17 protein-coding genes are annotated in these 21,637 nt (G+C 72.1%); 6 read left to right on the top strand and 11 right to left on the bottom strand.

What is annotated here, in order from left to right:
* The first annotated feature begins 56 nt into the window (after positions 1-56).
* Entirely contained in the window at positions 57-422 is a 366-nt protein-coding gene (locus tag ABTZ58_RS21940; RefSeq protein ID WP_351359122.1) for a four-helix bundle copper-binding protein, read from the top strand.
* Between the two features lie 64 nt (positions 423-486).
* On the opposite strand, the gene ABTZ58_RS21935 is transcribed toward ABTZ58_RS21940, so the two are convergent.
* On the bottom strand, positions 487-1,767 hold the full coding sequence (locus tag ABTZ58_RS21935; protein WP_351359119.1) for an LCP family protein: 1,281 nt from the start codon (positions 1,765-1,767) through the stop codon (positions 487-489).
* Between the two features lie 118 nt (positions 1,768-1,885).
* Between ABTZ58_RS21935 and ABTZ58_RS21930 the strand changes: the two genes are divergently transcribed.
* Positions 1,886-2,443 (top strand): acyl-CoA thioesterase, encoded by a 558-nt coding sequence (locus ABTZ58_RS21930; RefSeq protein ID WP_351359116.1) that lies wholly within the window; start codon positions 1,886-1,888, stop codon positions 2,441-2,443.
* Positions 2,444-2,575: 132 nt separating this feature from the next.
* On the opposite strand, the gene ABTZ58_RS21925 is transcribed toward ABTZ58_RS21930, so the two are convergent.
* Positions 2,576-4,060 (bottom strand): LCP family protein, encoded by a 1,485-nt coding sequence (locus ABTZ58_RS21925; RefSeq protein WP_351359113.1) that lies wholly within the window; start codon positions 4,058-4,060, stop codon positions 2,576-2,578.
* 127 nt (positions 4,061-4,187) lie between these two features.
* Here ABTZ58_RS21925 and ABTZ58_RS21920 point away from each other — a divergent pair, with 127 nt between their 5' ends.
* Positions 4,188-5,237 carry a glycosyltransferase family 2 protein gene (locus ABTZ58_RS21920; protein WP_309098030.1) on the top strand — a complete coding sequence of 350 codons (1,050 nt, stop codon included), beginning with the start codon at positions 4,188-4,190 and terminating at the stop codon, positions 5,235-5,237.
* 491 nt (positions 5,238-5,728) lie between these two features.
* Here the strand turns inward: ABTZ58_RS21920 and ABTZ58_RS21915 are convergent, their stop codons facing one another.
* The 5 genes from ABTZ58_RS21915 to ABTZ58_RS21895 form a co-directional block, all read right to left on the bottom strand.
* A complete protein-coding gene (locus ABTZ58_RS21915; protein WP_351359109.1) occupies positions 5,729-7,384 on the bottom strand; it encodes an LCP family protein in 1,656 nt (551 codons plus the stop codon).
* Between the two features lie 222 nt (positions 7,385-7,606).
* Positions 7,607-9,364 carry an LCP family protein gene (locus tag ABTZ58_RS21910; RefSeq protein ID WP_351359106.1) on the bottom strand — a complete coding sequence of 586 codons (1,758 nt, stop codon included), beginning with the start codon at positions 9,362-9,364 and terminating at the stop codon, positions 7,607-7,609.
* 233 nt (positions 9,365-9,597) lie between these two features.
* Positions 9,598-11,385: an LCP family protein gene (locus tag ABTZ58_RS21905; protein ID WP_351359103.1), complete on the bottom strand. Its 1,788-nt coding sequence runs from the start codon at positions 11,383-11,385 to the stop codon at positions 9,598-9,600.
* Positions 11,386-11,625: 240 nt separating this feature from the next.
* Positions 11,626-12,840, bottom strand: coding sequence for an LCP family protein (locus ABTZ58_RS21900; RefSeq protein WP_351359100.1), 1,215 nt, complete (start codon positions 12,838-12,840; stop codon positions 11,626-11,628).
* A 169-nt stretch (positions 12,841-13,009) separates the two neighbouring features.
* Positions 13,010-13,765 carry a TIGR03089 family protein gene (locus tag ABTZ58_RS21895; RefSeq protein WP_351359097.1) on the bottom strand — a complete coding sequence of 252 codons (756 nt, stop codon included), beginning with the start codon at positions 13,763-13,765 and terminating at the stop codon, positions 13,010-13,012.
* A gap of 149 nt (positions 13,766-13,914) precedes the next feature.
* On the opposite strand from ABTZ58_RS21895, the gene ABTZ58_RS21890 reads away from it, so the two are divergent.
* Together ABTZ58_RS21890 and manB are read left to right on the top strand one after the other, a co-directional pair.
* The gene (locus ABTZ58_RS21890; protein WP_351359094.1) at positions 13,915-15,381 is read left to right on the top strand and encodes a peptidoglycan recognition protein family protein; all 1,467 of its coding nucleotides are present in this window, start codon (positions 13,915-13,917) and stop codon (positions 15,379-15,381) included.
* Between the two features lie 145 nt (positions 15,382-15,526).
* The gene (manB, locus tag ABTZ58_RS21885) at positions 15,527-16,609 is read left to right on the top strand and encodes a mannose-1-phosphate guanylyltransferase (protein ID WP_351359091.1); all 1,083 of its coding nucleotides are present in this window, start codon (positions 15,527-15,529) and stop codon (positions 16,607-16,609) included.
* 82 nt (positions 16,610-16,691) lie between these two features.
* Here the strand turns inward: manB and ABTZ58_RS21880 are convergent, their stop codons facing one another.
* The 4 genes from ABTZ58_RS21880 to ABTZ58_RS21865 form a co-directional block, all read right to left on the bottom strand.
* Entirely contained in the window at positions 16,692-17,693 is a 1,002-nt protein-coding gene (locus tag ABTZ58_RS21880; RefSeq protein ID WP_351359088.1) for a DNA-3-methyladenine glycosylase family protein, read from the bottom strand.
* A gap of 83 nt (positions 17,694-17,776) precedes the next feature.
* Complete coding sequence (locus tag ABTZ58_RS21875) at positions 17,777-19,093, bottom strand: coenzyme F420-0:L-glutamate ligase (protein WP_351359085.1); 1,317 nt, start codon at positions 19,091-19,093, stop codon at positions 17,777-17,779.
* Positions 19,090-20,049 carry a 2-phospho-L-lactate transferase gene (gene cofD / locus ABTZ58_RS21870; protein ID WP_351359082.1) on the bottom strand — a complete coding sequence of 320 codons (960 nt, stop codon included), beginning with the start codon at positions 20,047-20,049 and terminating at the stop codon, positions 19,090-19,092. Before cofD ends, ABTZ58_RS21875 begins: the two co-directional genes overlap by 4 nt.
* A 126-nt stretch (positions 20,050-20,175) precedes the next feature.
* A complete protein-coding gene (locus ABTZ58_RS21865; RefSeq protein ID WP_351359079.1) occupies positions 20,176-20,682 on the bottom strand; it encodes a cysteine dioxygenase in 507 nt (168 codons plus the stop codon).
* A 659-nt stretch (positions 20,683-21,341) separates the two neighbouring features.
* Between ABTZ58_RS21865 and ABTZ58_RS21860 the strand changes: the two genes are divergently transcribed.
* The gene (locus ABTZ58_RS21860) at positions 21,342-21,605 is read left to right on the top strand and encodes a WhiB family transcriptional regulator (protein ID WP_010034659.1); all 264 of its coding nucleotides are present in this window, start codon (positions 21,342-21,344) and stop codon (positions 21,603-21,605) included.
* Positions 21,606-21,637 lie beyond the last annotated feature (32 nt).

The raw sequence follows: 21,637 nt of genomic DNA, 5'->3' as shown, positions 1-21,637 counted from the left end.
GGACGGAAGGAACGGGGGCCGGCCCCCGGCCCTCGCCGTCCCCACGGGAGGAAGACATGACCCAGCAGCCCGCCACCACCGCCCCGCTCAGCAAGGAGATGCAGGACTGCGTCCAGGCGTGCATGACCTGCCACGGCGTGTGCGAGGAGACCATGAGCTCCTGCCTGCAGATGGGCGGTCCGGCCCAGATGCAGATCATGCGCGCCGTGATGGACTGCGCCGAGATGACGCGCATGTGCGCCGACATGATGATGCGCCGCTCGCCCCTCGCGGCCGACATGTGCGCGATGTGCGCCCGGGCCTGTGACATGTGCGCCGAGGCGTGTATGTCCATGCCGGACGACGCCCAGATGATGCGCTGCGCCGAGTCCTGTCGCGCGTGCGCCGAGACGTGCCGCGCGATGTCGGCCACCACGATGTGAGCACCGCCTCACGACGAAGGGGGGCACCCGCCCGGGTGCCCCCCTTCCTCTGCGCGCCGCGTGCTCAGTTGCCCGAGACGGTGACCGTCTCGTCGTTCTTCAACTGGCTCACCAGGGTCTTCACCTTCGCCGTGTCCCACTGGAGGTTGCCGTTCGGGGCGCTGCCCGAGATGGGCATGTTCATCGACTTGCCCTCGCCGCCGCTGACGCCCTTCATCGCCCAGAACATGGAGGCCAGGTCGAACAGGCCCATGTCCTTGTCGACGACCAGGGAGTCCAGGCCGGCGCCCATGGTCGGGTAGAGCTTGAACGGGTTCAGGATCGTGCTCGGGGTGGCGACCTGGTTGGCCAGGGCCGAGAGGAACTTCTGCTGGTTCTTCGTGCGGTCCAGGTCGGAGCCCTTCAGGGCGTAGCGGGTGCGGACGAAGGCCAGCGCCTGCTCACCGTCGAGGGTCTGCCTGCCCTTCTTCAGGTCCGCGCCGGACTTGGTGTCCTTGATGTCCTGCGGGATGTCCATCTCGACCCCGCCGACCGCGTCCACGATGTTCGCGAAGCCGCCGAAGCCGATCTCCACGTAGTGGTCGATGTGCAGGCCCGTGTTGGCCTCGACGGTGCGCACCAGCAGCTCGGGGCCGTCCTCCGCGTACGCCGCGTTCAGCTTCGTCTGACGGCCCGTGGCCGGGTAGAGCTTGCCGGAGTCGGAGCCCTTGTACGACGGGATCGTGACGTTCGAGTCGCGCGGCAGCGAGATGAGCGTGGGACCGTTGCCGCCCGTGTGCAGGATCATCATCGAGTCCGTGCGCTTGCCCTCGGCGGACCCGGTGTGCAGCTTCTTCTTCTCCTCGGCCGACATGCCCGCACGGCTGTCGGAGCCGACGATCAGGTAGTTGGTGCCCTCGCCCGCCTCCGGCCGGTCGATGACCTTCGACAGGTCGACGTCGCGGTTGAGCTTGGAGTCGGCCCAGAAGTACGTGGCGACGCTCGTCACGACCAGCACGGTCACCAGCGTGATCGCCGTCAGCTTGATCCGGCGGCGCCAGTTCGGCGCGGGACGCGGGTCGTACCCGCCGCCGCCCGGGCCGCCGGGGCCGCGGCCACCCGGGGAGCCGTAGACCTGGCCGGTGTTGTAGCCGCTGTCGAACCCGCTGGGCGGCTCGGCGTAGCCGCCGTCGACGTACGACGGCTGCTGCGGTACCCCGCCGTAGGCGCCCTGCCCGGGCGGTGCCGCCGGACCGCGGCGGACCTGCCGCATGACACGGGCGCTCTCCGGCTGTGCGCTGGAGCTGCCCCGTCCGTACCGGCTGCCGCGGTTGTCGCCGGAGAACCCCTCGGGCCAATCATTCATGCCGACAGTGTGCAGGTCCCGGTGGTGTGCCATACAAGAGTCGTCGGAAAATCAGAGCACGGCTGTGGCGAAGCTGACACAAATCCCCCTCACCACGCCTCGGCATAAGGTAGGGGCCATGACAGACCAGGCCCCAGCTGCGGATTCCGGCACCACGGATATCCCGGGCAAGCCGACCTCGGCCTCCCGCACCACCCTCAGCCACATCATGACCCACAACGACACGAACCTGCTGGGAACCGTGCACGGCGGAGTGATCATGAAGCTGGTCGACGACGCGGCCGGGGCCGTGGCCGGGCGGCACTCCGGCGGGCCGGCCGTCACCGCCTCCATGGACGAGATGGCGTTCCTGGAGCCGGTCCGCGTCGGCGACCTCGTCCACGTCAAGGCGCAGGTCAACTGGACCGGCCGCACCTCCATGGAGGTCGGCGTCCGGGTCCTGGCCGAACGCTGGAACGAGTCCGCGCCGCCCACCCAGGTCGGCTCCGCCTACCTCGTCTTCGCGGCGGTCGACGCCGACGGCAAGCCCCGCCGCGTCCCGCCGGTCCTCCCGGAGACCGAGCGCGACAAGCGCCGCTACCAGGAGGCCCAGATCCGCCGCACCCACCGCCTGGCCCGCCGCCGAGCGATCATGGAACTGCGCGAGAAGCGGGCGGCGGAGGGCTTCGAGGACTGAGGCGAGCGGCCTCCTGCGGGCCCGCGCCTCCTGCGAGCCCGCAGCCTCTACGAGCCCGCTCCTCCTGCGAGCCCGCAGCCTCTACGAGCCCGCTCCTCCTGCGAGCCCGCAGCCTCTACGAGCCCGCGCCTCCTACGAGCACGCCACCTCGTCGCCGCGTACCACCCCGAACTCGCCCTGGCCCGGGTCCTCGGCCCGGACCTTGCGCACCCGCTCGAAGTCCGCGCCCGCGATCACCTTCAGGGTCGCGCCCAGGCCCTTGACCGGACGCAGCTCGCTGCCCGGCAGGGCCGTCGCGAGGGACTTGGCCGACCGGTCCCAGCGGGGGTCGTAGGCGACGATCGTGCGCTTGACGTCACGGACCGCCGCGTTCCGCGGGGCCTTCGTCGTGCGGAAGCCGGTCGAGGCGAGCGCCGCGTCCACCCGGCGGCCCAGCCCGGGCGTGCCCGTGCCGTTCTCCACCTGGACCCGGATCTGCTGCGGGGCCACCGAGACGATCCGGGCCACCCCGCGCGAGCGGTGCGCGGACAGCGGCTGGTCCTGGCGCAGGGCGTGGAACAGCCGCTCCGACTTCACCGGGTCCCACTTCAGCGTCGAGCCGACGCCCTTCACGGCGTACCCCGTGCGCACGATCGGGACGGTGGTGAACTCCGAGGAGGAGGGGGAGAAGTTCCGCATGGCCCGGCCCAGGTCGAGCATCTCGTCCGTGCCGAAGCCCTTGTCGGCCCGCACCGAGCCGAGCACCGCCCGGGTGACGTCCCGGAACTTCATGGGGTTGAGGAGGATGCCGGAGGAGGTGACCCGCTCCACGAGCGCGGCCAGGAAGCGCTGCTGCCGCTTCATCCGGCCCAGGTCGGAGGCGCCGTCGACATGGCGGGCGCGCACGTACTGCAGCGCCTGCCCGCCGGCCAGGGTGTGCCGGCCGGCCGGGAGGTCCAGGCCGGTGTAGCTGTCCTTCAGCGGGTCGGCGGTGCAGATCCGCACGCCGCCGACCACGTCGACCGTCTTCATGAAGCTGGTGAAGTCGACCTCCACGTAGTGGTCGATCTTCACCTTGGTCATGCTCTCGACCGTCCGCACGGTCAGCTGCGGCCCGCCCTCCGCGTACGCCGCGTTCAGCTTCAGCGGGTGACCGCCGTGCCGCTTGCCGGAGGTGCGGTCCACGTGCGGGGGCGTCACGGCGTACGAGTCGCGCGGCAGGCTCACCACGCTCGCGCGCTCCCGGTCCGCCGAGATGTGCACGATCATCATCGTGTCGGTGCAGTGGCAGGGTGCGCCGCCGAGCCGGTACTTGTGCCGCTCCGCCCTGCTGATCTTCTCGCGGCCGTCGGTGCCCACCAGCAGCACGTTCATGCCGTGGCCCGCCCGGGGCCGGTTCTTCATGTCCTTGAAGGCGTCGACCCGGGCGATGTCCGCGTCCAGGCTGGTCACCACCGCGTGCCCGATCCCGGCCGAGGCGAGCACCACCACGGACAGCGTGGTGACGGCCCGCATGCCCCAGCGCGGCCTGCGGCGCCGGGCGGACGGCGCGGGCCGGCGCGGGGCGCGGCGGGGGGCGGGCTGCGGACGGCGCGCGGGAGCGGCGGTGGACCGAGGAGACCGCGGCGGCGTGGGCATGGGGACACCTCCGGACGACGGCCGTACGTGGGATCCGTGAAACCGTAGGCCGATACGATCTGCGGCCCGCGCCACCGCCCCCGCGGCGCGCACCGGTGTCCCCCGTTCGCGGTAACGTGAGCCCCCTATGAACGCCAATCCCGACGTGCGGCTCCCCGCCGTTTCCGTGATCATGCCCGTCCTCAACGAGGAGCGGCATCTGCGGGGAGCAGTCCAAGCCATCCTCGCGCAGGAGTACGCCGGCGAGATGGAGGTCGTGATCGCCCTCGGTCCGTCCACGGACCGCACGGACGAGATCGCCGCCGAGCTCGTGGCCGAAGACCCGCGTGTGCACACCGTCCCCAACCCCACCGGCCGTACGCCCGCGGCGCTGAACGCGGCGATCAACGCCTCCCGGCACCCGATCGTGGTCCGCGTCGACGGCCACGGCATGCTCTCGCCGAACTACATCGCCACCGCCGTACGGCTCCTGGAGGAGACCGGCGCGCAGAACGTCGGCGGGATCATGCACGCCGAGGGCGAGAACGACTGGGAGCACGCGGTCGCCGCCGCGATGACCTCGAAGATCGGGGTCGGCAACGCCGCGTTCCACACGGGCGGCCAGGCGGGCCCGGCCGAGACCGTCTACCTGGGGGTGTTCCGGCGCGAGGCGCTGGAGCAGCAGGGCGGCTACAACGTGGAGTTCATCCGCGCCCAGGACTGGGAGCTGAACTTCCGCATCCGTGAGGCCGGCGGGCTGATCTGGTTCTCGCCCGAGCTGAAGGTGTCGTACCGGCCCCGGCCGAGCGTGAAGGCGCTCGCCAAGCAGTACAAGGACTACGGCCGCTGGCGGCACGTGGTCGCCCGCTACCACGAGGGCTCGATCAACCTGCGCTACCTCGCCCCGCCGACCGCCGTGTGCGCGATCGCGGCCGGGATCCTGGTGGGCGCGGCGCTGACCCCGTGGGGCTTCGTGGTGCCCGGCGGCTACCTCGCGGCGATCCTGCTGGGCTCCGTGCCCGCGGGCAAGGGCCTGCCGCTGAAGGCGCGGCTGCAGATCCCCGTGGCGCTGGCGACGATGCACATGTCGTGGGGCTGGGGCTTCCTGACCAGCCCGCGGTCGCTGGCGAAGAAGGTCATCGCGTCCCGGCGCCCGGCGGTCCGCGCGGACGGCCGCGCGGACGCGGCGGCCGGCTGACCGACGCGAGCACGGGCCCCTCCCCGACCGGGGGAGGGGCCCGTGGCGCGTGCGGACGCCCGCCGACGGGAAGGCCGGCGCTCCCCCGACGCCACCGGATCGCTAGGCCCGCCCACCGGGGTCCGGTACCCGCCCGGCGACTCCGGCCCTGCGCCCGACCGCGCACGCCCATCGCTGGGCGTGTGTCCGTTCGGTGGTTCCGGTGCTGGGTGTGTGTCTGAGTGGGTGCGCTGTCGTCGGGCGTGTGCCCGTCGGCGGCTCCGGTCCGCCGGCTGTGTGCCCGACTGCGTGCGCTGTCGTTGGGCGTGTGTCCGTTCGGTGGTTCCGGTGCCGGGTGTGCGCCGACTGCGCGCGCTGCCGACGGGCGGCGCGCCGGGGCCCGTCGTCGGCGGCGTCCCGTGCGGGCGTCGCGCCGCCGGCCTTCGGTGACGCACCGGGGCCGCCGTCCTCCCGTCCGGACGGCGGGCCCCGTGGTCATGCCGAGGCCGGGCTCACCACCGGTAGGGGCGGTAGACGTCCATGCACTCCTTCTTGTCCGCCGTGAGTGCGTCCGCGCTGTCGGGTAGATCGCCCGCCTTCACCGGCTCCTGCTTCGGATAGCTGGTGCCCTCCCGCCAGTCGGCGCCGATGACCAGCGTGGTCGTGACGTCGTCGGTGGCACGCACCTGGCCGCTCGGGATGCCGACCGCCTCGGCCACCGACAGCGCGTTGGCCCTGCCCTGCGCCCCCGTGCTCTCCGGATAGGTCACCCGCGTCCGGGCCTGCGGGTCCTGTTCCCCCGAGGCGACCGCCCGGACGAACCCCTCCTGCTGCAGGGCGGCCACGATCGCGGCGGCCCGGTTCGGCACCGCCGCACCCTGCTCGCCCGCCGTGCCGTTGACCACCGTGACCGACAGCCCCTCCGCGGGCGCGGCGGCGGGCCCGGTGGCCCGGGCCGAGGCCGGGGACGGACCCGCGCCGGCCTTGCCGGCCTTGCCGCCCTTGTCGAAGGAGACGTCGTCGCGCAGCATCGCCCACATCTTGTCCGCGTCGACCGGCTTGGGCAGCAGGTGGTTGCGGTTCAGCGGGTCCTCGATCCACGGCATCGTCGTCATCGTGATCCGGCTGGTCGGCACCGACTTCAGCTGCATGCCCAGGTCGTACAGCTCCTTGACCGTGCCGATCTCCTCGGACACCTTCAGCGCCTTGGTGCCCGCCTCGGCCAGGCCCATCAGCCGGCCCGTGTCGGTGAAGACGTTCTGCTTCTTCAGCGTGCGGATCATCGCGTTCATGTACATGTGCTGCGCCTTGGCCCGCAGCGGGTCACTGCCCCAGGCGTGCCGGGTGCGCAGCCACTGCAGCGCCTGCTTGCCCTGCACGTTGTGCGTGCCGGCCTCGAGCTTCAGACCGGAGCCGCCGCGCTGGCCGGGCAGCGGCCGGTCCCACACGTTCTGGTTGACGCAGACCGGGACGCCGCCGATCGCGTCCGCCATGTCCACCACGCCGGCGAAGTCGACCATCATCCAGTGGTCGATGTACACGCCGGTCAGTTCCTGCCAGGTGGCCAGGGTGCAGCCCGGCCCGCCGCGCTGGAGCGACTCGTTGATGATCGTGTTCTTCGCCGGGTAGGTCTCACCGGTGTCGGGGTCGGTGCACTTGGGGATGTCCACCCGGGTGTCCCGCGGGATGCTCACCACGGACGCGCTCTCCCGGTCAGCCGAGACGTGCAGCAGCATCTGCACGTCGGCCAGCGGCTTGCTGCCGACGTTGTCCCTGCTGCCGCCGAGCTTGACGTTCTCCGCGGAGTTCCGGCTGTCGGAGCCGATCAGCAGGATGTTCAGCGGGGTCTGGCCGGCCGCGTTGGGCTCGGACCGCCGGACGTCGGAGTCGCCGGCGTTGCGCTCGCCCTTGTCGATGTTGGCGTTGAGATGGCGGTAGTACAGGTATCCGGCGCCGGCCGTCCCGAGTATCAGGACCGACAGCACCAACGCGGACCAGCGCAGTATCCGGCGTCCGCCGCCCCGGGGCCGGCCGAGCCGCCGGCCCGGGCCGCCCTTGTCCGAGTCGTCCCCGCCCGCGGCGGCCGCCGCGGCTCCCGGACGCTCGTCCTGGACCAGGCCCCCCGCGTCGCGCCGGGTGCCGCCTCCGCGCACGTCACTCTGCGCCATACCCTGCCTCCCACCCCTACGGCCGACCCGCGGGCCCGTCCCGCGTCGTGTTCGGATCACGGGCGAACCGCGTCCGTCCGGACCGGGGATCTCCCGGTCTCCGCCGGACACGGCGGTTCCCGCTCCTGGTTGGACATCTGACATGCCCGCTCGGATGTACACCCGGCTCGTATGTCCGGGCATGTCCCGCCCACCTGTGAGACGCGGGAAAGGACGGTCAGGTCACTTCGCGCACTGGACCTTGTCGGCCGTGGACTTCCGCACGTCGTCCGGGACCTTCGACGGAGTGGTCAGCGGCACGCCCGCGCCCTTGAAGTCCTTGCCGAGGGTCAGCGTCATCGCGGGCAGCCCCTGGGAGTTGTCCACGCTCTCGCCCGGCTTCATCGCGGACCCGGACAGGCCCAGGATCTCGGCCAGCCTGCGCGCCTGGGCGGCCTGGTCGGGGGCGTACTCCAGGGTCGTCCTCGCCAGCCCCGCGGGCGCGTTGCCCGCGTTCTCCGACTTGGTGACGCCCTCCCTGACCTGGAGCCAGCTGAGGGTCTCCTGCGCGCTCCCGGCGACGGCACCGCCGTTGAGGATGCGCACCCGCACCTCGGAGGCCGGGGCCTTGCTGCCCTTCAGCCGGGCGGCCTCGGCGTCCTTCTCCTTCTTCTTCTGCTGCTTGACCTCGGTCAGCGACACGTCGTCCCGGACCATCGCGAAGAGCTGCTGGGCCTGCGGCTGCTTCAGGACCACCGTCGCCTTGACCGTCTCCGAAGGGTTGTCGACGACGGGCACGGTCGCGAACGTGAGGTTCTTCGTGTCGAACTTGCCCAGTTCCGCCCCGAGATCGGCCAGTTTCTTGATCGTGCTGATCTGGGAGTCGACGGTCAGCGCCTTGGTGCCCGCCTCCGCCAGTTTGATCATCTTGCCGGGGCTGGTGAGCGTGTCGTTGGACTTCAGCTTGCGCATCAACGAGCCCAGGAACTGCTGCTGCAGCTCGATCCGGCTCAGGTCGCCGCCGAAGCCCACGGAGTGCCGCGTCCGGACGAAGGCCAGCGCCTCCTCGCCCTCGATCGTGTGCTCGCCCTTGGGCAGGTCGAGCTTGGAGTCCTTGTCCTTGATGTCCTTGGCCAGGCACACGTCGACCCCGCCGACCGCGCTGGTCAGCGTCTTGACCGCGTTGAAGTCGGCCACCATGAAATGGTCCATCTTCAGACCCGTGAGCTCGGTGATCGTACGCATGGTGCAGCTCGGCGTCCGGTCCTCCTGCCCGAGGCTCTCGTTGAAGCGCGTGCGCTGCTTGCCCGGGATGACCTTCTCCGTGCCGTCCTCCTGGGTCGTCGGACAGTCCGGGATGTCGGTGATCAGGTCACGCGGGATGCTCAGCACCGTCGCGTTCGAGCGGTCCTTGGAGACGTGCAGCACCAGCGTGGTGTCCGCGTGCCCGGAGCTGCCCTGGTCGCCGTAGCCCTCGTTGCCCTCGCCGGTGCGCTTGTCGGTGCCGATCAGCAGGATGTTGATCGCGCGGTCCTTGCTGAACCCGCCGGTGCCGGCGCCGTCGTCGGAGACGGACGTGATGTTGTCGTTGAGGTGCTCGTAGTAGAGGTAGGCGGCCGCGCTCACGCCGACCAGCACGAAGGCCAGCGAGCCGCCGGTCCACATCAGGGCCTTCCTGCCCTTCGACTTCTGCGGCGCGGGGCGGCGCCCGCGCCGTCCCGCGGCCGGCTCGGCCGGGGCACCGGCGCGTCTGCGCGGGGACGCCGGCTCGCCGCCCGGGGCCGAGGCCCCGGGCCGCCGGGCGGGGGCGGTGGTCCGGCGGGCACGCGCCGCGCCGCCCGCCGCTCCGGCGCCGCGGGAGCCGGAGGCGCGGGGGCCGGGAACGGACGACTGCGGTGCGGAAGAGGGCAGTCGCAGTTCGTATTCGCCGCTCTCCGGGTTGAGTACCCACTGGTCTGCGGGGTCGACGTCGTCCGCCCGCCCACGGCCTTGCGCGTCCACGGTTGCCTGATTCCTCCGTCGGGCCACGCGGCGCCCTCCCCCGGAAGGCGCACGGTGTTGGTCAAGCAGTGCCCGTCCCCGGGACGGACCTCGTGGGTGAGAGCACTGGATCGCACACACTATCCGCACACTTCGGCGTCAAGCGACGTGGGTGACAAACTCCACGTTCTTACAACTGGGCAATACCGCCCATTCGTTTGCCGGGAGTTCGGTGAACACCCGCTGGAATGACGTCACTTGGCGCACTCGACCTTGTCGGCCGTGGATTTCTGCACCCCTTCGGGCGCCTTCGCGGGCGTCGTCAGGGAGATGCCCGCACCCTTGAAGTCCTTGCCGAGGGTCAGTGTCATCGCGGGCAGCCCCTGTGAGTTGTCCACGCTCTCGCCCGGCTTCATCGCGGACCCGGACAGGCCCATCAGATCGGCGAGGCGACGGGCCTGGGCGGCCTGGTCGGGGGCGTACTCCAGGGTCGTCTTCGCCAGCTGCGCGGGGGCGTTGCCGGCGTTCTCCGACTTGGTGACGCCCTCCTCGTTCTGCAGCCAGCTGAGGGTCTCCTGGGCGCTGCCGGCGACGGCACCGCCGTTGAGGATGCGCACCCGCACCTCGGAGGCCGGGGCCTTGCTGCCCTTCAGCCGGGCGGCCACCGCGGCGGCTTCCTTCTTCTTCTGCTCCTTGACGGCCGTGAAGGACACGTCGTTCCTGATCATGTCGAAGACCTGCGGAGCGGTCGACTCGTTGAGGACGACCGTGCTCTTGACCTGCTCCGCCGGGTTGTCGACCACCGGGACCGTGGTGAAGGTCAGGTTCTTGACGTTGAGCTTGCCCAGCTCCAGACCGAGGTCCTTCAGCTTGCCGATGCTGTCCAGCTGCGAGTCGACGGTCAGCGCCTTGGTGCCCGCCTCCGCCAGGTCGAGCATCTTGGAGGGACTGGTGAGGGTGTCGTTGGACTTCAGCTTGCGCATCAGCGCGCTGAGGAACTGCTGCTGCAGTCCGATCCGGCTCAGGTCGCCGCCGAAGCCCACGGAGTGCCGGGTGCGCACGAAGGCCAGCGCCTGCTCGCCCTCGATGGTGTGCGTGCCCTTGGACAGCTTCAGCTTGGAGTCCGGGTCGTCGATGTCCTTGGCCAGACAGACCTCGACCCCGCCGACCGCGCTGGTCAGCGTCTTGACGGCGTTGAAGTCGGCGACCATGAAGTTGTCCGGCTTGATCCCGGTCAGCTCGGTCACGGTCCGCATGGTGCAGCTCGGCGTGCGGCCGTCCTGGCCGAGGCTGGTGTTGAAGCGGGCGTTCGGCGTGCCGGGGATGATCTTCCGGCTGCCGTCCTCCTGCGTGGTCGGGCAGTCCGGGATGTCGGTGACGAGGTCACGCGGGATGCTCAGCGCGGTCGCGTTCGAACGGTCCTTGGAGACGTGCAGCAGGATCGTGGTGTCCGCGTGGCCGGGGCTGCCCGCGTCGCCGTACTTGTCGTTGCCCGCGCCGGTGCGCTTGTCGGTACCGATCAGCAGGATGTTGATCGCCTTGTCCTTCTGGAAGCCGCCGGTGCTGGCGCCGTCGTCGGAGACCGAGGCGATGTTGTCGTTCAGGTGCTCGATGTAGAAGTACGCCGCACCCGCGCCGGTGAGCAGCACGAACGCCATCGTGCCGCCGGTCCACAGCAGGGCCTTCCTGCCCTTCGAGGCCTTGGCCGGCCGCCGCCCGCGCCGTCCCGGCGGCGGCTCCTCCGGTGCCCCGCGCCGTCTGCGCGGCGACGGCACCGCACGGCCGGGCGTCTCGGGCCGCGAGCGGCCGGACGCCGGCGCTCCGGAGCGGCCGGGGGCGTCCGTGCGGGAACGGCCCGGTGCCTGCGCGCGGGAGCGTGCGCGAGGGCCCGCGCCGGACGCGGGCGGCCTGCGGGGCGAGGGCACGCCCGACTGCGGTGGGGAAGCGGGCAGTCGCAGTTCGTATTCGCCGGTGTCCGGGTTGAGTACCCACTGGTCTGCGGGGTCGATGTCGCCCGCCCGCCCACGGCCTTGCGCGTCCACGGTTGCCTGTTTCCTCCGTCGGGGCACGCGGCGCCTCCCCCACCAAGGCGCCCGGGTCTCGGTCACACAGTGCGCGACCTCAGGACCGTCCTCAGGGCCGGGCGCACCGGATCGCTCACATTAACCGCCCACTTCAGTGCAGAGCGACGGCGGTGACAAATTCCACGTCCCTACACCTGGGCAATTCGCCCATTTCCCAGATGAAGAGTTCGTTACGTTGAAGGTGCCTTGGCGCCCGCTTTACTCGCAGGTGTCCTCGGCCGCGGTGTTCCCCTCGAACGTCGGCGGCGGAGAAACGGTGACGAGCGGCGCGGAGAACGGCCCCGCGTACGAATACCCGTACGACCCGTCACGGGCACGGGTGGGCCGCAAGGGGGCGGAACCACGCGGCGCGTCCCGCGCGATCACCACCGGCGTGTCCGTTCGCAGCCGCTCGAACAGCCGGTCCGCCTCGGGCTCCACCAGTTGGTCGCGATTGGCGTCGTAGGCATACGACTCCCGGGGAACGGTCAGGAATTGGACTTGTTCCATGGGGATGTCGCGCAGACCGCGCACGAGTTCGTACAAACCGCGCAGGCTCGCCAGATCCGGGTCGGTGGTGAGGGAGGACGTGGCCGCGTCCAGGACGGGATACAGCTTCGCCGGATTCAGCAGGACGTCGTTGCTGCGTACCTTGTTGACGAGCGCTCCGAGGAATCGTTGCTGCCGTTCCATGCGCTCCGTGTCGCTGCCGTCGCCCAGGGATTTGCGGGCCCGGACGTAACCGAGGGCCTGCTCGCCGTCGAGCGTCACCCGCCCCGCGGGCAGCCGCAGCCTGGCGGCCCGGTCGTCGATCGGCTCCCGCAGGCACACCTCGACGCCGTCGACGGCGTCGACCATCTCCTTGAAGCCGTGGAAGTCGACGACGACATGATGGTCGACGCGGATGCCGGTGAGCCTCTCGACGGTGCGGATGGTGCAGGCCGAGCCGCCCACCTGGAACGCCTGGTTGAACATGGCGAACCGCGGCGCGCTGCGCGACCCGTCCCGGCGCCGGCAGGCCGGCAGGTCCACCATCAGGTCCCGGGGCAGCGAGACGGCGGTGGCGCTGCGCCGCCCCGCCGACAGGTGCAGCAGGATCGCGGTGTCCGACCGTTCGGTGCCCGAGTCGCGCCCGTAGCGGGCGTTGTCGTCGCCGCGGCGCGAGTCCGAGCCGATCAGCAGGATGTTCCGCGCGTCCTTGACCAGCGAGGTGGGCCGCTCCTTCTCGTACCGTCTGAGCTCGGCTGCGGCCGCCTCGTCGGGGGTGATGTTGCCGCTGAGCTTCGCGTACACGGCCCAGCCGGCCGCCACGCCCGCGACGAGGAGGCCGACGGCCGCGAGCGCCGCGATCCGCACCCGCCGCGCCCGGCGCCGCCGCAGCAGCCCCCGCCCGCTGGCGGACGCCCCCACGCCCGGCCCGACCCTGTAGCCCACGGCAGCAACCACCCCTCCTGACGCCGGCACGTCCCACGCGCAGTGCTCCTACGACGATGGCGTGGATGGACGGCCGGGGCGGGGTCGGGATGGGCCGGACGGGGGAGGGGCCGTGGGCGTCCGGGGGAGGTGTCCGCGAAAGACCCGCCCTGCCCGGCGCCCCGCAGGCCTACCGGGTGATGGCCGTCACCCGCTCGCTCTCCACCCGCTGGTCCAGCACCCCGTCGCCCGCCTGCTGCAGATTCCGGCACAGCACCACGGAACCGCCCGTCGCCAGGGGCGCGTACAGCCCCGCGTTGAGCCCTTCCCACGTGTCGTACGGGAGCCCCGACAGGATCCGGGACCCGGGCCCGGTCAGCCCCAGCCCCGTCGCCTCGGCCCGCGCCCGCTCCACGACCTCGGCCCCGCTGAACTCCCGCCCGGCCACGATCAGCGCGGGCCCCTCCGGGTCCACGGGCGCGTACGGCACGAAGCGGTCCCCCTGCCCCGGCACCTCCACCGCGTAGTCGACGAAGCCCTCGGGCGTCTGCGGGAACCGCCCGCCGAGCGGCCGCAGCGCCAGCGCGACCCGGGCCCCGGAACAGGCCCGCGCCGCCTCCAGCCGGTCCGGCCCGCTCACCACCACGTCGGCGGCGCGCACATCGCCCGTCACGTCGGCGACGACGCCCACCGACGAACACGCCAGCAGCCACACCGCCGTCTGCCAGTGCGCCGGCAGCAGCAGTGCCACCCGGTCGCCGGGCTCGACGGACAGCTCGTCCTGGAGCAGATTCGAGGTCTTGGCCACCCAATTGGCGAAGGTGGCCACGGACAGTTCGACCCGTTCGCCGGTGGCGTCGTCGTAGAAGGTCACCAGCGGGCGTCCCGGATCCGCGGCGAGCGAGGAACCCAGCAGGTCGGCGGGGGTGCGATCGGTGGCGTTCACCCGCGCAAGCGTACGCGCCGCACCCCCCGCGCCCCAACGGCCCGGCGCTCGCCCCGCCCCGGATCGGCCACCGGTTCGGCCGAACGCGACCGACGGACCGTCAAATCCCAAATGGACAGACTTATACGACTATGTCCAAGATCAGGGGCATGCGTGGATTCCTTGCTTCCTCGATCGGTGTCACCTGTGCGGCCGCTCTGGCCCTTCCCCTCACCCCGCCCGCCGTCGCGGCGACCGCGAGACCGGTGCCGACCACGGAGGCGGCGACGGTGGCGAGACCCGCGCTCCACGCGGGGACCCCGGCCACCGCCACGACCACCCGGCGCGCGGCCGAAGCGGCCACCCCCGGCAGCACCCAGTCGCTCCCCCTCGAACCCCTCACCCGCGACCGCGCCACCCCCTCCGCCCCCGCCACCGAGCAGGGCCTGCACCGCCGCGCCGTACGCCACTTCTCCCTCGTCGGCGTGGTCTGGGACGACCCGGAGGCCGAACTGCACGGCCGCGTCCAGGTCCGCACCCGTGCCGCGGACACCGGCACCTGGTCCGGCTGGCAGGACGTGCGGACGCACAACGCCGACCACGGCGCCGACCGGAACACCGCCGAGAGCGCATCGGGCCGCGTCCGCGGCGCCACCGCCCCGCTGTGGGTGGGCGACTCCGACGGTGTGGAACTCCGGGTCCGCTCCGAGACCGGCAGCGCGGAACACGGCTCCGCGCAGCACGGCACGGGCGCCCGCGACCTGCCCGCCGCGCCCCCGCTCCCGTCCGGTCTCCGGCTCGAACTCGTCGACCCTGGCGACGACGCCCGGCCGCCCGGCGCCCCGGCGGACGGTCCCCGCACCGCCGCCCTCGCCGGCGAGAACTCCGCCGCCGAGGCCTCCGCCGTCAACGCCGACCTCGCCCCCCTGGGCGCCACCGAGATCGCGGCCCTGAACCGGGCGGAGACCGAGCGGGAGTTCCTCGCCCTCAACGCCGGCGAGCTGACGGAGCAGCAACTGCGCGCCAAGCCGTACGTCGGACCGCGCCCGGGTATCGTCACGCGACGCGGCTGGGGGGCGGACGAGGGGTTGCGGGAGAGCGGCTTCCGGTACACCAAGAAGATCCGGGCCGCCTTCGTGCACCACACCGCCAGCGGCAACAACTACCGCTGCTCGCAGGTCCCGTCACTCATCCGCAGTATCCACCGCTACCACGTCAGGAGCATGGGGTGGCGGGACATCGGCTACAACTTCCTCATCGACAAGTGCGGAAAGATCTACGAGGGCCGCGCCGGGGGCGTGGCGCGACCGGTCCTCGGCGCGCACACCCTCGGTTTCAACAGCAACAGCATGGGGATCGCCGTCCTCGGGTCGTACGACACGAAGAAGCCGTCGAAGGCCGCCGTCAAGGCCGTCGCCCGGCTGGCCGCGTGGAAGCTGGGCCTGTACCGGGTGAATCCGAAGGGAAAGACCTACCTGAAGTCGGCCGGCAGCAATCTGCACCGCAAAGGCAAGAAAGTACGACTGAACGTGATCTCCGGGCACCGGGACGGCTTCATCACCGAGTGCCCGGGACGGAAGCTCTACGGCAAGCTCGGCTCGGCCCGCTCCAAGGCGGCCCGGTACCAGGGCCGCTGAGCACACGTTCGACCGCCGTCGGGGGGCATGCGGGGACATGGGACGGAACTGCCGCACGGCCAGCGAAGGCGCCACGGAACGGTCTGCATACACTGACCGGCCGAAAGACAGTTCGGCCGGTCCCGGCAGGAAGCAGAGACGACACGTGACAGAAGCGATCCTCCTGGTCGGCGGCAAGGGCACCCGGCTGCGCCCGCTCACGGTGCACACGCCCAAGCCCATGGTCCCGGCGGCCGGGGTGCCCTTCCTCACGCACCAGCTGGCGAGAGCGAGAGCGGCGGGCGTCGAGCACATCGTCCTGGCCACGTCCTACCTCGCCGAGGTCTTCGAGCCGTACTTCGGGGACGGCTCCGCGCTGGGCCTGCACCTGGAGTACGTGACGGAGGAGGAGCCGCTCGGCACGGGCGGCGCCATCCGCAACGTCGCCTCCCGGCTGCACTCCGGCCCCGACGACCCGGTCCTGATCTTCAACGGCGACATCCTGACGGGCCTGGACATCCGGGCCCTGGTCGACACCCACGAGTCGACGGGCGCGGACGTCTCCCTGCACCTGACGAAGGTGACCGACCCGCGGGCGTACGGCCTGGTCCCCACCGACGACACGGGCCGGGTGCTGGCGTTCCTGGAGAAGCCGCAGACGCCCGAGGAGATCGTCACCGACCAGATCAACGCGGGGGCCTACGTCTTCCGTCGCTCGGTCATCGACACGATCCAGCCCGGCAGGCCGGTGTCGGTGGAGCGGGAGACGTTCCCCGACCTGCTGTCGGCCGGGGCCCACCTGCAGGGCATGGTCGACTCGACGTACTGGCTGGACCTCGGCACCCCGGCGGCCTTCGTCCGGGGCTCGGCGGACCTGGTCCTGGGCCGGGCCCCGTCCCCCGCGGTACCCGGCCGCTGCGGCGACCGCCTGGTGCTGCCGACGGCGACGGTCGCGGCGGACGCGAAGCTGTCGGGCGGCACGGTGGTGGGCGAGGGCGCGTTCGTCGCCGAGGGCGCCCGCGTCTTCGGCAGCACGATCCTGCCGGGCGCGGTCATCGAACCCGGCGCGGTCATCACCGACTCCCTCATCGGCAGCCGGGCCCGCGTCGGCGAACGCTCGGTCCTCACCGGCACGGTCATCGGCGACGGCGCGGTGATCGGCGCCGACAACGAACTCCGGGACGGCGCCCGCATATGGTGCGACGCCCGGATCCCGGCGGGAGCGGTCCGCTTCTCGCCGGACCAGTAGGGGGCCGCCGGCCCGCTTCGCCGGGCCGGGCCACGACCTCCGCCTCAGCACCGACGCCGAGCCCAGGGCATCGGGCAGTTGCTCAGATCTGCCCGATGTCCCACCGCGGCATCTTCGGCGCCCTGCGCCCCGGCACCCGCCCGCTCAGCAGAATCAGCCGGGCCGCCCGGTGCCGCTGCCCCGCGTAGGGCTCCAGCAGCTCCAGCATCACGGAGTCGTCCGCGTCCCGGTCCCCGGCCAGCGCCCACCCGACGATGCCCGGCAGATGCAGATCCCCCACCGTCACCTCGTCCGCCGCGCCGTGACTGCGCTGCACCGTCTCCGCCGACGTCCACGGACCCACCCCCGGCACGACCTCCAGCCGCGCCCGGGCCGCCACCGGCTCCATCCGCACGGCCTCCTCCAGCCGCGCGGCGACCCGGACGCAACGCAGGATCGTCGACGCCCGCTTGTCGTCGACCCCGGCCCGATGCCACTCCCAGGACGGGATCAGCGCCCAGGTCCGCGGCGCCGGCATCACGTACATCCGCCCGGGCGCGGGCCCCGGCGCCGGTTCCCCGTACTTGCGCACCAGCAGCCGCCACGCCCGGTACGCCTCGTCGGTCGTGACCTTCTGCTCCAGGATCGACGGGATCAGCGACTCCAGCACCAGCCCGGTCCGCGTCAGCCGCAGCCCCGGCCGCCGATGCCGCGTCATCGCCAGCAGCCGGTGCCGCGGCACGAACGCCGACGGATCATCGGCCGCCCCGAGCAGCTCCGGCAACCGCTCCAGCAGCCACTCGGCCCCGGGCCCCCAGGCCTCCCCGCGGACCCGGCCACCGGCCGCGGACACCCGGAGCGTCCCCGGCCCGGCCGGCGTCAGGGCGGCACGCCACACCGACCCGTCCGGCATCGCCCGGAACGTCGGATCCCCCGGCCCGCGCCGCAACGGCCCGAGCACCAGCCCCAGGTCCAGCGGCCCGTCCGGCACCCACTCCCGCACCCGCCCGGGCCCCGCCGCCTGCCGCGGCACGCCCGAGCCCACGGCGACATGCCCCCCGCGCACCGTCGTGCGCGGTGGCCGGGGAGCGAACCGTCCTGCCATGGATGAGTCCCTGGGTGAGGAGACGAAGACCTAGAGGGCCCTACGAGGGTAGGCCCCGGCCGGTCCTTCTCACCCCACCTCCCTCACCGCACCTCGATGAACGCCCCCGGGTCCCGCTCCGTCCGCGGCCGGGGTTCCTCCGCCGGATGTCCCACCGCCACCGCGCCCATGGGGTCCCAGTCCGCCGGCAGCTCCAGCACCTCGCGCACCACGTCCCGGCAGAACATCGTCGAGGACACCCACGCCGACCCCAGCCGCTCCCCGGCCAGCGCGACCAGGAGGTTCTGCACGCCGGCACCGGCGGCGACGACGAACATCTCCCGCTCGGCGCCGTCCCGCCGCGCGTCCCCGTAGGTGTGCGAGCCGTCCATGACCAGGCAGGGGACGACGAGGTAGGGCGCGTTGCGCAGGACGTCCCCGCGCCGCACCCGCCTGGCGATCGACTCCTGCGACTTTCCGTCCCGCCGCAGATCGGCGATCCACGCCTCCCGCATGGCGTCCAGCAGCCGCGTCCGCGACTCCTGCGACTCCAGCAGCACGAACCGCCACGGCGTCGTGTGGTGCGGCGCGGGCGCCGTCACGGCCGCGGCCACCGCCCGCCGTACGGCACCGGGGTCGACGGGCTCGTCCGTGAAGGCCCGGACCGTGCGCCGCTGGGTCACCGCCAGCCGGACCGCCTCCGACGTGCCGAGGCGGAACATGTCGTCGCGGGCGCCGCGCACCAGGGCCCGCGCCCCCTCTCCGCCGTCCTCCGCCACGACGTGGGGCAGCCCGCGCACCACCGCGACGGGCAGCCCGGCGGCCTTGCCCTTGACGAGGTCGCCCGCCGCGGCGAGTTCGTCGGCCGTGGCGACGACGGTGGCGCTGAGCGGGTTGCCGTGGGCGTCCGTGCCGCCACGCAGGTCGTCGAGCACACGCACCCCGGCGGCGCCGATCGCCACGTCCGTCAGCCCCGCCCGCCAGGGCCGCCCGAAGGTGTCGGTCACGACGACCCCGACGTCGACGCCGAGGGCGTCGCGCAGCCCCTCGCGCAGGGCACGGGCCGACGCGTCCGGGTCCTCGGGCAGCAACAGCACCGTGCCGGCAGGGGTGTTGGAGGCGTCGACCCCGGCCGCGGCCATGACCAGGCCCTGCCGGTTCTCGACGATCCGCAGGCTGCCCCGGCGGGCGACCACCCGGACCGTCTCGGCGTCGATCGCGGCCTCCCGGTCCGCCGCCCGGACGATCCGGCCCTCCGCCTTGGACACGATCTTCGACGTGACCAGCAGGACGTCCCCGTCGGCCAGCCCGGGCTCGGCGGCGGCTATCAGCTTGGCCAGATCGTCCCCGGCGACGACCTCGGGGAGCCCGCTCACGGCCCACACCCGGTATCCGCCGGCGCGCTGCTCCGCACCGCTCACGCGCCGCGCACCTCCTCCGCCAGGGCCAGCGCCTCCCGGGCCATCCGCGCGGTCGCGTCGGCGTCGGTCATCATCAGCGGCACGGCCCGGCAGCGGATCCCGGCCGTCTCGACCCGCTCCACCGCGCCCGCGTCGACCGTGTCGACGAGCCAGCCGTCCAGCAGGCCCGACCCGTAGTGCTCGGCCACCGCCGTCGCCGTCGACTCCACGCCCACCGCGGCCAGCACCTTGTCGGCCATGCCCCGCACGGGCGCGTCGCCGACGATGGGGGAGAGGCCGACCACCGGCACCCCGGCCTCGGCGATCGCCTCCCGGATGCCGGGCACCGCGAGGATCGTGCCGATCGACACCACCGGGTTGGACGGCGGGAACAGGATCACGTCCGCCTCGGCGATGGCCTCCAGGACGCCCGGCGCGGGCTTCGCCTGGTCGGCACCGACCGGCACGACCGCCTGCGCGGGCACCGAGGCGCGCAGCCGCACCCAGTACTCCTGGAAGTGGATCGCCTTGCGCTCGCCGTCGATCTCGACCGCCACATGGGTCTCGACCCGGTCGTCGGTCATGGGGATCAGCCGCACGCCCGGCTGCCACCGGTCGCACAGGGCCTGTGTCACGGCGCTCAGCGGGTACCCGGCGCCGATCATCTGCGTCCGCACGATGTGCGTGGCGAAGTCCCGGTCGCCGAGGCCGAACCACTCGGGCCCGACGCCGTACGCCCCGAGCTCCTCCTTCAGGTGGAAGGTCTCGTCGGCCCGGCCCCAGCCCTGCTCCTCGTTGATGCCGCCGCCGAGCGTGTACATCACCGTGTCGAGGTCCGGGCAGACCTTCAGCCCGAAGAGGTGGATGTCGTCGCCGGTGTTGCCGATGACCGTGATGTCCGCGTCCGGCACGGCCCGCTTCAGACCACGCAGGAACCGGGCACCACCGATGCCGCCTGCCAGAACCACAATGCGCATGGGAGCCAGTCTCGCAGGCGCCTGTGACAACCGGTGCGCGGCTGTGGACAACCGGCGACGCGGGACCGGTCAGGTCCACAACCGCGACGCGGACCGGTCGAGTCCACAACCGGCGACGCGCACCGCTCAGGCCGTGACGGCGCCCGGCTCGGTGCGGGCCTCGCAGTGCGGGGCGGTGTGCATCGGCATCTCCGTCAGCCCCGGGTGGTACACGTGCAGACTCACCGCCGGTTCCAGTGCGTCGTTCACCACCTCGTGCACGTACCCCGGCGCGAACACGCGCTGCGCGCCCGCTCGCAACGCGCGCGTGCCCCGCTCCATGCGCTCGGTCAGCGTGCCCTCCAGCACGGTCAGCACCCCGGAGGAACGGCCGTGGTCGTGCAGCCCGCTGCCCTGCCCGGGCACCCAGGACAGCAGCCACACCTCGTAGCCCGGGCCGCTGCGCAGCCGGTGGTACCAGCGGCTGGTCGCGTCGTAGCGGACGAGGTGCTCCCACTGGGAGCGGTCCTCGGCGAGGGTGCGGGCGAGTCCGACGAACTCGGCGACGGTGGACGGGTGCTCCCGCGGGGTCTGGAGCAGGTGCGTGACCTCGAGGATGTCGCCGGCGATCTGGAGGTCGCTGTCGCTGTTCATGGGTGTGGTGGTTCCTCAGTGAAAAGAAGGTCAGAGGGAACGGCGGCCGGGAGACGGGTGGCCCGGCCTTCAGCTGGAGCGGGTGGGGCTCAACAGCTGGAACAGCAACAGCTACAGCGAGCGCGGGCAGCACCGACGGACCCGGCGGTGCGGGTCGTGGTGAGTGCCAAGTTCGCGAGCATGCCCACAAGGACACCGGTTCACACCCGCACTGTCAACTCGGCACCCGGTATGTGGGATGAGGTTCACCTCATCCGGTCGATCCCTCAGATGAAAGGTTTGTTCATGGCCTTGCCGGGACACATGGCGTCCATCCGGACGGACAAACCTCGTTGCGCACTCGTGATCCGACTGTGATCCGGTTCGCTTCGAGGGACGTGTCGGAACGGGAGCGAACTCCTGGGCGTCCTTCTCCACAGAGGTCTGCGAGGGGTCCGGCGGACAGCGCGAGCCCTTCGGGGCTCCGTCGGTGTGTCAGGTTTTATGGTGATTTGAACACTTTCCGCATGGGCTTGGTTCCGCAGAGTGAATAAGGGGCTCAATAGCAGATCTCGGCTTGACTCGCCCGGAGCCGCACACTTGTAATTTCACTCGTGTCGTTCAGCCGGAATCGGTAACGGCTAGATCACGGGGACGCGAAAGACAGACGAGGGGCGCACATGACCGAGACGGTGCAGCAACTGCTGGTCGACGACGCGGACGAGGAGCTCGGCTGGCAGGAGCGCGCACTGTGCGCCCAGACCGACCCCGAGTCCTTCTTCCCCGAGAAGGGCGGCTCGACCCGGGAGGCCAAGAAGGTCTGCCTCGCCTGCGAGGTCCGCTCCGAATGCCTCGAATACGCCCTCGCCAACGACGAGCGCTTCGGCATCTGGGGCGGCCTGTCCGAGCGGGAGCGCCGCCGGCTGAAGAAGGCGGCCGTCTGACCCGGCCCCCGGTGCGAACGGCCCGTCGCGGG

Source organism: Streptomyces sp. NPDC094143, from assembly GCF_040303825.1.
Taxonomy (GTDB): Bacteria; Actinomycetota; Actinomycetes; order Streptomycetales; family Streptomycetaceae; genus Streptomyces.
This window is presented reverse-complemented; position numbering and strand designations above follow the sequence as displayed.